The 6006-nt window shown below is 74.9% G+C and carries 2 protein-coding genes; both read right to left on the bottom strand.

Annotated elements, in window-relative coordinates; translation table 11 throughout:
• Positions 1–286: 286 nt before the first annotated feature.
• Positions 287–3280: a non-ribosomal peptide synthetase gene (locus tag TR48_RS35445; protein WP_042374700.1), complete on the bottom strand. Its 2994-nt coding sequence runs from the start codon at positions 3278–3280 to the stop codon at positions 287–289.
• 216 nt (positions 3281–3496) lie between these two features.
• Positions 3497–6006 (bottom strand): type I polyketide synthase (locus tag TR48_RS35440; protein WP_042374699.1); only part of this gene is annotated, 2510 nt, incomplete at its 5' end.

Here is a 6006-nt window from a genome sequence, read left to right as displayed (position 1 = left end):
GGCCTGGCTTCGAACCCGCGCCAGATCAGCGCGGGCTGTCTGGTGCGGTCTGCTGCAAGGCGGAGGATCGCCCTCGTACTGGGTGTACTTGGGTGATTCGACAACGCAGCAGATGGGCGTGCCGGGCAAGCCGGGCCTGGCGGGGGTTTGAAGACGGGCCCGAGGGCCTGGGGCGACCGGGCGCTGCGAGTGCCGAAGGGGCCCGTCGGGGCTTCCCGAGAGCGCGGTGCCCACCGTCGCACGGGGCGACGGTGGGCAGCGCGGCGGGAAGGTCGGGCGGGGATGGTCAGGGCCGCCGTTCGGCGCGGGCGAGCTCGGCGACCCGGGCCAGCGTCGGCTCGCGCAGGACCGCCCCCAGGTGGGACATGAACGCCCTCTCCTGGCCGGGCGTCAGCACCTCGCCGCAGACGCCGGCGAGCATGGCCAGCAACGCCACCGAGTCACCGCCCAGGCGGTGGAAGTCGGCGGTCCCGTCGAGGCGCGAGCGGGGCACGCCGAGGATGCGGGCCCAGACGCCGGCGACCGCGTCCTCCACGGGGTCCACCGGCGCCGCGAGGCCGCCGCCGTGAGCCGCGGCGGCCTCGGGTGCTTCGGCGAACGGGTCGGGCAGGGCCCGGGCGTCGACCTTGCCGCTCACGGTGTAGGGCAGTTCGGCGAGTGCCATGACGGCCGCGGGCAGCATGTACGGGGGCAGCCGCCCGAGCAGGTGCTCGGCCAGCTCGTCCTCGGTGACGGCCGCGTTGGTCAGCACGTAACCGTAGAGGCTCTTGCCGTGGCTGCCGTGGCTGCCGGGGCGGGTCCGGGCGATCACCACGGCCCGGTCGACGGCGGGGTGCTCCTCCAGGGCCTGCGCCACCTCCGCGGGCTCCACCCGGTGGCCGCGGATCTTGACCTGGTCGTCGATCCGCCCGACGCACTCCAGCTCACCGGAGGGCAGGACGCGGACCAGGTCGCCCGTGCGGTAGACGCGGGTGCCGTCGGCGAGACGGACGAAGCGCTCCCGGTTGAGGTCCGGCCGACCGAGGTACCCACGGGCGAGCTGCGCGCCGCCCAGGTAGAGCTCGCCGATCTCCCCGGGGGCGACATACCGCCGCTCCTCGTCGAGCAGGTGGACGGTGGTGTTGTCGGCCGGCAGACCGATCGGCACGACCGCGCCGTGGGCGTCCCGCACCGGGTCGAAGGTGTGCGCGGTGCAGCCGATGGTCGCCTCGGTCGGCCCGTACTCGTTGATGATCCGGCAGTCGGGGCCGAACATCTGCTGCGCACGGGCGGCGACCTCCACCCGCAACTGCTCGCCGATCACGATCACCGCGCGGTAGCCGGTGGGCTTCAGGTCGAGGCGGCCGATCAGGTCCAGGTGGGAGGGGGTCAGGTTCAGCATGGTGGCGCCGGAGTCCACCAGCAGGTCACGCAGCGACAGGTGGGTGGGGTCGGCGCGCATCAGCACCACCTCGCCGCCGGCCAGCAGCGGCAGGAAGACCGAGGTGCCCGTGACGTCGAAGGACAACGAGGTGACCAGCGGCAGCCGCGTCTCGGCGTCCACCGCGAACGCGCGGGTCCCCCAGTGCACGTAGTTGAGCAGGGCGCGGTGCTCGATCTGCACGCCCTTGGGCCTGCCGGTCGATCCGGAGGTGTAGATGACGTAGCAGAGGTCCGCGGGGGCGACCACGGCGTCCTGGAACTCCCCGGGCTCGACGCCGTCCAGGGCCAGGTCGTCCAGGACCAGCGACCGGCAGCCGGGCGGGACGCAGGCACGCTCGTCGTAGGGGCGCGCCGTCAGACAGAACGTGCTGCCGGAGTCGGTGAGCAGGTCGGCGATCCGCGCGTCGGGATGCCGGGTGTCCAGCGGCAGGTAGGCCGCGCCGACGCGCAGCACGCCCCAGAGCCCCGCCATCGCCGCCACGGTGCGGTCCGCCAGCAGGCCGACCACCGTGCCCGGTCCGACGCCCAGGCGGCGCAGTTCGGTGGCGACGGCGTCCGCGCGGCGGCTGAGCTCCGCGTAGGTCACCTTGCCCTCGGGGCCGCTGAGCGCGACGCGGTCGGGGGTCCGGTCGACCTGTTCGCGGAAGAGCTCGACCACCGAGCGCTGCGAGGGCAGCGGGCGGCCGGTCCGGTTGCCGGCCCAACGGCGGTGCGCCGACGGGGAAAGCGCCTCGGCGGCGGTCTCCAGCAGGGCCTCGGCGCGCTCGGCCAGGCCGGGCCCGTCGTGCCAGGCGACGGTGATCTCGGTGCGCCCGGGGCTCTCCAGCAGGTCGATCTCGGGCGGGCCACCGGGGCTGACACCGCCGAGCGAGTAGACGGCGGTGGTCCGGAAGCCGTCGGCGGACAGCTCGTCGTGGTCGAAGCCGCCGAGCTGGGAGAGGTAGGCGCTGGCCTGGTAGCGACCCTTGCGCCGGGCGACCCGGTCGATTCCGGCGTTGACGGCCTTCATCGCGGGCACCGGCATCCGCAGCAGCCAGGAGGCGAACGGGAGGGTTAACTCCTCCCGCTCGGCGAGCGAGCCGAGCAGCCGCCGCTGTACCTCCTGCCAGTCCTCCCCCGCCGCGACGTCCACCCGCAGCGCGTGCACCAGCATGGCGGTGGAACGCAGCTCGGGGACGTGACGGCGCAGGTCGACGGGGACGAAGAAGCGGCCGTCGCCGGTCTCCGTGCTCGCGGCGAGCGCGGCGGCGACCTTGGCCACCGACGCCGGGTGGCGGCCGTCGACCGTGCGGCGGCGCCAGAGCAGGCGGGACGGGGGCTGCGCCGGGCTGCCCGCCAGGGCGGGCCACGCGAGCGGCGCGGCGGGCGCCGTCCGTAACGCGCCGGGCGCGGCGACGCTGCGGGCCAGGTCGTGGTGGTTGAGCGTGGCGTCGTGGCCCAGCGGCGGCTCCCCGCGCAGGACCCGGAAGACGTCGTTCATCCACAGCAGCAGGCCACGGGCGTCGGTGACGCCGTGGAAGGCGCGGAAGAGCACGGTGGTCGGCGTGGTCTCCGTTCCCGGGACCAGCACCACCTCGCAGGTCGCGCCGGTCCCGTCCAGCTCCCGGTGCAGCGCGGGGCTGTCGAGGCGCTCACGGTCGAAGGCGCCGGGCGCATGGACGTGCAGCGCCGGGGCGACGCCGCTGTCCACCCATCGTCGGCCCTCGCGGACCAGCCGCACGCCCGGGGAGGCCGCGGCGGCTGTCGCGATGGCCTCGGCCAGCGCGTCGGCCGGGAGGTCGCCCTCCCCCTCCAGCACGTGCTGGACGAGGCACAGCGCCGGGCGCAGGCCCAGGAAGGCCCACTCCATCGCCGTCATGTCCCGGGTGTGGCGGCCGGGACCGGCGAGGCCTCCCGCCTGGGGCGGGAGGGCAGATCGTTCGTTGTCGTGTTCGGTTATCACCGGTGACCTTGGTCTTTTCTGGCGCTCGGACAGGGATGCCGCAGAAAGGGCATCCGGTGGAACGGGTGCCGGCCCGGGCCCGGACGCGCTCGGCGTCCGAGCCCGGGCCGGATCGGCTTCGCACTCAGGCGGTCAGTCGCCCTCCCCCTGGGAGCCCTGGGACCGGCCGAGTTGGTCGTTGATGAAGGCGAAGAGCTCGTCGTCGGAGGCCGCCTTGAGCTGCTCGGTCGGCACCGCGCCGCCGGTCGGCGATGTCCCTTCGGTCGGCGCCGCGGGGACGGCGAGCTTGCCGAGGATGGCCTGCAGCCGGGCCGCCAGGGTGCCGAGCGCCTCACCGTCGAGGACCGGGGCCGCCCCGAACGCCGCCTCCAGCCGGTCGAGTTCGGCCAGCAGCGGCTGCGCGGAGGCGGCCGGCGCCGGGACGATCTCGGTGAGCAGCAGCTCGGCGAGGGCCGCCGGGGTCGGGTGGTCGAAGACCAGCGTCGCGGACAGCCGCAGGCCGGTGGCCGCGTTCATCCGGTTCCGCAGCTCGATGCCGGTCAGCGAGTCGAACCCGAGCTCCTTGAAGGCCCGTTCGGCCTCCACGGACTCCGGGCCGGCGTGCCCGAGGACCGCCGCGACCTGCGTGCAGACCAGCTCCAGCAAGAGCTTGCGGCGCTCCTCCTGGTCGAGCCCGGCCAGCCGCTGCTCCAGCGTCGGCCCCTCGACGGCCCCGACGGCGGCCCGTACGGCGCGGCGCGCGGGGGCGCCCACCAGGCCGCGCAGCAGCGGCGGGACGGCGGCCGGGTCGGCGTGGGCACGCAGCCCGGCGACGTCCAGTCCCATCGGGGCCACGGTGGCGCGGCCGAGCCCGGCCGCGGTGTCGAGCAGCTCCAGTCCCTGGGCGGACGACAGCGGGGTGATGCCGCCGCGGGACATCCGCTGCAGGTCGGCCTCCGCCAGGTTGCCGGTCATCCCGCTGCTCTCGGCCCACAGGCCCCAGGCCAGCGACAGCGCGGGCAGGCCGAGTTGGCCGCGGCGGGTGGCCAGCGCGTCCAGGAAGGCGTTGGCCGCCGCGTAGTTGCCCTGTCCGGCGCTGGAGAAGGTGCCAGCGACGGAGGAGAAGAGCACGAAGGCCGACAGGTCCAGCCCCGCGGTCAGCTCGTGCAGGTTGAGCGCGGCGTCCACCTTGGGACGCAGCACGGTGTCCAGCCGTTCCCCGGTGAGCGCGGAGACCACGCCGTCGTCGATCACACCGGCGGTGTGCACGACGGCGGTGAGCGGACGCGGCAGCTCGGTGAGCAGCTTAGCCAGCGCCTCGCGGTCGGCGACGTCGCACGCGGCGAGCCGCACCGAGGCGCCCAACTGCTCCAGCTCGGAGACGAGTTCGGCCGCTCCCGGGGCGTCGGCGCCGCGTCGGCTGGTGAGCAGCAGGTGCCGGGCGCCGTGTTCGGTCACCATCCGCCGGGCCACCAGGGTCCCGAGGGTTCCGGTGGCGCCGGTGACGAGGACGGTGCCGTCCTGGTCCAGCGGGGCCGGGACGGTGAGCACGACCTTGCCGACGTGCTTGGCCTGCGAGACGAAGCGGAACGCCTCCGGCGCCCGGTGGACGTCCCAGGTGGCGATCGGCAGGTGCGCCAGGGCTCCCTGGTCGAACAGGGCGAGGACGGCGGCGAGCATCTCGCCGGTGCGCTCGGGCCCGGCCTCGATCAGGTCGAAGCCCTGGTAGTGCACGCCCGGGTGGTCGGCCGCGACCTGCTCGGGGTCGCGGACGTCGGTCTTGCCCATCTCGACGAACCGGCCGCCGCGCGGCAGCAGCCGCAGCGAGGCGTCGACGAACTCCCGGGCGAGGGAGTCCAGGACCACGTCCACGCCCCGGCCGCCGCTGGCGGCCCGGAACCGGTCCTCGAACTCCAGGTCACGCGAGGAGGCGATGTGCTCCTCGTCCAGGCCCAGCGAACGCAGCGCGTCCCACTTGCCGGCGCTGGCCGTTCCGTAGACCTCGGCCCCCAGGTGGCGGGCCAACTGGACGGCGGCCATGCCCACGCCGCCTGCGGCGGCGTGGATCAGGATCGACTCGCCGGCCTCGAGCCCGGCGAGGTCGACCAGCGCGTAGTAGGCCGTCAGGTAGACCACGGGCACGGAGGCGGCCTGGGCGAAGGTCCAGCCGTCGGGCATCCTCGCGATCATCCGGCGGTCGACGACGGCGACGGGGCCGAAGCCGCCCGAGAGCATGCCGAACACCCGGTCCCCGACCTCCAGGTCGGTGACGCCCGGTCCGACCTCCAGCACCACGCCGGCGCCTTCCAGGCCCAGCAGGCCCGCGTTGCCCGGGTACATGCCCAGCGCGTTCAGGACGTCACGGAAGTTCAGGCCCGCGGCCCGCACCCCGATCCGCACGCTGCCGGGCTCCAGCGGCGCGAGCGCCGGGGCGTGCTCCACCAGGGCCAGGTTGTCCAGCGTGCCCTTGACCGGGATGCCGAGTCGCCAGGCGGCGGCGTCCCGCGGCGGGGTCAGCGCCTCGTCGACGGCGACACGGGCCAGGCGTGGCACGTAGCAAGCCTCCTGACGGGCCGCCAGCTCCGGCTCACCGCTGGCCAGGGCGGCAGCCACCGACTCCACCGAGAGCCCGGCCGGGTCCAGGTCGAGCAGCACGAACCGGT

Source organism: Streptacidiphilus neutrinimicus, assembly GCF_000787815.1.
Taxonomy (GTDB): domain Bacteria; phylum Actinomycetota; class Actinomycetes; order Streptomycetales; family Streptomycetaceae; genus Streptacidiphilus; species Streptacidiphilus neutrinimicus.
The sequence above is the reverse complement of the archived record's forward strand: the minus strand, read 5'-3'. Positions and strand labels throughout refer to the sequence as shown.